This window comes from Carboxylicivirga sediminis, from assembly GCF_018156225.1.
Taxonomy (GTDB): Bacteria; Bacteroidota; Bacteroidia; order Bacteroidales; family Marinilabiliaceae; genus Carboxylicivirga; species Carboxylicivirga sediminis.
The window spans coordinates 1-3,543 of sequence record NZ_JAGTAR010000072.1 but is presented as its reverse complement, the minus strand read 5'-3'; the positions used below and the strand labels follow the sequence as shown (position 1 = coordinate 3,543).

Below are 3,543 nucleotides of genomic sequence, written 5' to 3'. Positions count from 1 at the left end.
TGCCTGAAAGGCGATGGGGGGAGGTTATAATCAAAAATCACTCGCTAGCGCGGATTTGCAATCCGTGCTGTTAAAACAACACAAGAGTTACCTCGGCTTTAGAATGTTTAAGTAGTGCCCGGGATTATGGTGGAGAAAAAGGCCTATTAGATGTGCGCGTTGTTAAGTATTTGGCACGGATTACAAATCCGCGCCAGCTTTAAGGAATCAGCAGCAACTAACTGGCTAAGGGCATCTGCAAATCATTCAGGAGCACAACTTATTCATTAATCCGCATCATATTTTCATTCAGAGGCACATACTTTTCATTCTTCAGCTGCTTCAAATGATTCAGGGCCACTTATTTTTCATTCAGAGGCATCTGTATTTCATTCAGGGGCACCTGTTTTTCGTTCAGGAGCACTCGTTTTTCATTAAGAGGCACCTGCTTTTCATTCAGGGGCAAGGATGAGCAAAAAGTGATTGCTCCTGAATCGTTTGTTATAGCTGCTATGTAATTTATTTGAAAAGCTATTCGGTAAATCATTGCTCATCTTGGAAAAACTTCGCCAGCGCGGATTTGTAATCCGTGCTGCTATACACTAAACCCTGCCAGCTACCATCACTCAGCCAATGTGACAATTATCGTTTCTGTTTGTTATTAAAAACTGTATATTGAAATCCAATTTCAAAAAAATCAAATCATATGTTTTCAAAAGAGACGTACATCAATAGACGCAAAAGATTGCAGCAAAAAGTGCAGTCGGGATTAATTCTGATGCTGGGAAATACAGATGTTCCTATGAACTACAAGGATAATGTGTACCATTTCCGTCAGGATAGTACTTTCTTATATTTCTTTGGCATTGACCTGCAAGACCATGCAGCCATCATAGATATTGACAATAACAAAGAATACCTGTTTGGCGATGATATCTCATTGGGCCACATCATCTGGATGGGTCCTCAGCCAACCATGACTGAGAAAGCGGCTTCGATTGGTGTTGAAAATACTCGCCCGATGGCAGACCTGGCCACTATGGTAGGTGATGCCCTCAAAGCTGGTCGCCCAGTACATTTCAACCCACCTTACCGCGGTGAGAACATTATGTGGCTGGCCGACTTATTGGGCTGCCGCCACAACGAAGTACAAAGCAAGACATCGCTGGAGCTGACTAAGGCCTGTATCGAGATTCGCTCTATTAAAGAACCTTGCGAGATTGAGGAGATGGAGCGTCACATGGCCGTGGCCTATCAGATGCACACCACTGCTATGCGCATGGCGCAGGATGGCGTGACTGAGCAGGCCATTACCGGTGCAATGGAAGGTATCTCCATGAGTGGAGGTGGTATGGTATCCTTCCCCATCATTTGTAGCAAGCGAGGTGAAACATTACATAATCACGACCATAGCAATATCTTAAGAACAGGCGACCTCCTATTGGTGGATGGTGGTAGCGAATCGCCATTGCACTACGCAACTGACCATACACGTACATCGCCTGTAGGTGGTAAATTCACGCAACGTCAGAAAGAAATTTACCAGATTGTGGTGGATGCCAACAACATCAGCCGTGAAGCCACTAAACCAGGCGTAACCTATAAAGAAGCACACCTGGTAGCCGCAAGAGTTATTGCATCGGGACTAAAAGATCTTGGTTTGATGAAAGGCGATGTGGACGAGGCTGTAGCAGCTGGTGCACATGCCATGTTCTTCCCTCACGGACTGGGCCATATGATTGGTCTGGATGTGCACGACATGGAAGACTACAACGATACTTTAGTGGGCTACATGGACGAGATGGAACGCAGTTCACAATTCGGATTAGCTGCTTTACGCTTGGGTCGTACGCTTCAGCCAGGATTCTGTATCACCAACGAGCCAGGCATCTATTTCATCCCTGCATTGATTGACCAATGGAAGGCAGATGGCACCAATGCTGATTTTATCAATTTTGATAAGGTTGAGTCATACAAAGACTTCGGAGGTGTTCGTCTGGAAGACGATATCCTGGTAACTGAGGATGGCTGCCGTATTTTAGGTGAGCGCATTCCTATTACGGTTGATGAAGTTGAAGCCACTGTAAGTGAAGGAAAGAAATAGGTTATAGATATTAGTCAGTGGTCAGTAGCCCATTTATCTGCTGACCACTGACCATCAACTAATGACTAGTTATTAAAAGTAAATCATGAAGAAATTACAACTACTATTTTTAGCTACGGCAATAGCAATTGGAGCTGTAGCACAGGAAGAGCCCAAAAGCACCATCGAGTTTACACCGGTGCACGACATTAAAACAACGCCTGTTAAAAGCCAGGACCGCACAGGTACCTGCTGGTCTTACAGCACCACTTCTTTTGTTGAGACAGAGATTATTCGCCTGGGAGGTCCCGAACTGGACTTATCTGAGATGTATTTCGTTCGCTATGCCTACCCTGAGAAAGCGCGTTTATATGTGATGGCTCATGGCAAAGGTAATTTCAGCGAAGGTGGCCAGGCACACGATGTAATGAATGTGATACGCCAGCACGGTATCGCCACAGAAGCTGCCTTCCCTGGCCGACGTGATGTTACCAAACCTCATAACCATTCTGAGTTAGCCTCTTCACAGAAAGCGCTGCTCGATAATTTCATCAAGGGACGCAAAGCAGCTCCTTCTCCTGTTTGGTATGAAGTACAGGGTGCTGTACTGGATATTTATCTGGGTGAAGTACCTGAAACAGTAGAAGGTAAAACACCTCAGCAATTTGCTCAGGACATGAAAATTAATCCGGATGATTACGTGGAACTTACATCCTACACACATCACCCCTATTACAAAGCGTTTAACCTGGAAGTGCCCGACAACTGGAGCAACGACCATTATTACAACCTGCCATTGAACGAGCTGATGGAAGTAATGGATAATGCGTTAGCCAATGGCTACTCTTTTGTATGGGATGGCGATGTCAGCGAAAAATTCTTCTCACATAAACTGGGCGCCGCCATTGTGCCTGCTGATGAAGAGAAAGGTTTTGCTCCACAGGAAGAAAAAGAGATTACACCTGAGGTACGTCAGGAAGCATTCCTATCGTGGCAATCAACCGACGATCACCTGATGCACATAACCGGCCTGTCAAAAGATCAAGATGGTACACCCTACTATAAAACCAAAAACAGCTGGGGTACTGATCGCGGTGCTTATGAAGGTTACCTGTACATGTCAGAAAGCTATATGCGCCTGCACACAGTAGCCATTATGGTGCACAAAGACGCATTGCCAAAGGCCATTAAAAAGCAGTTGGGGATTAAATAATAGTTTCTTAGTTTCTAGGCAGAAGGCAGTAGATTATCACTGAAAAATAGAAATTTAGGAACCTTGACTTAAGAAGACAAAAAAGAATAGATATTAAAGGTGGCTGCGGCCACCTTTTTTATTAAATCAGGCGTTCAGATGTCACCTCAATGCTGTCCTCTCCCTTTCAATGACTCCGCTAGCGCAGATTTGTAATCTGTGCTATGGAAGAATTAATACTAATAAAACAGTCCGGCTTTTGAATGCATATGAGTTTTTCAACTAGCTA

The 3,543-nt window shown here is 44.5% G+C and carries 2 protein-coding genes; both read left to right on the top strand.

What is annotated here, in order from left to right; genetic code table 11:
• Nucleotides 1–685 precede the first annotated feature (685 nt).
• Nucleotides 686–2,083: an aminopeptidase P family protein gene (locus KDU71_RS22530; protein WP_212193389.1), complete on the top strand. Its 1,398-nt coding sequence runs from the start codon at nucleotides 686–688 to the stop codon at nucleotides 2,081–2,083.
• An 85-nt stretch (nucleotides 2,084–2,168) separates the two neighbouring features.
• Nucleotides 2,169–3,275 carry a C1 family peptidase gene (locus KDU71_RS22525; protein ID WP_212193388.1) on the top strand — a complete coding sequence of 369 codons (1,107 nt, stop codon included), beginning with the start codon at nucleotides 2,169–2,171 and terminating at the stop codon, nucleotides 3,273–3,275.
• Nucleotides 3,276–3,543: the final 268 nt, after the last annotated feature.